This is a genomic window from Halorubrum sp. SP9 (genome assembly GCF_005435015.1).
In the GTDB taxonomy this organism is placed as follows: Archaea; Halobacteriota; Halobacteria; order Halobacteriales; family Haloferacaceae; genus Halorubrum; species Halorubrum sodomense.
The window spans coordinates 1-509 of sequence record NZ_SGXU01000103.1 but is presented as its reverse complement, the minus strand read 5'-3'; the positions used below and the strand labels follow the sequence as shown (position 1 = coordinate 509).

At 54.8% G+C, this 509-nt stretch carries 1 protein-coding gene; it reads left to right on the top strand.

Annotated features, from left to right (window positions below; all coding sequences use genetic code 11):
• On the top strand, positions 1-509 hold a 509-nt coding region (locus EXE45_RS16605; RefSeq protein ID WP_137694977.1), incomplete at both ends, for a hypothetical protein.

The following is a 509-nucleotide window of genomic DNA, read 5'->3' as shown; positions in this document are numbered from 1 at the left end:
GGCGCACATCTTCGCAGAAGGATCGAATACGACGGGGGAGGATCACGACCAGCCGGTCAAGGAGTATTACGAAGGGCTCTTCGGGATGGTTGCGGGCCTAGACGACGAGCTTGCAGAGTTCGCAGATACTCACTTGCACGTTCTGTCGGAAGAATATGGCGTCGCCAGTGGCGAAGAAAGGATGTCAGCTGTATATGCAGGCGATCAGACGCCCGTTGGGAGTGAAGACATGGCCGAACAAGCGAGAGCCGAACTCCTTGATGTCGCGGCCCACGCAGACGTAATGGTTATCCTCCTATCAACTGATGTTTTCCAACAAACAGTTGAGGAGATATGGAACGAACTTGTTGAAGCAGCCAAGCCAGAGTCGATCTGGTGTCTCGGCGCCGCTCGAAGTTCGCTCGAGGGGCTTGACTTTGAAGAGTTGGAGACGAAGGGCTGTACTGTCCTCACCTACCAGCGTGTTGGTGTCGCTCGAATTGGTACTGACACGCGCGAGGAACTACTTG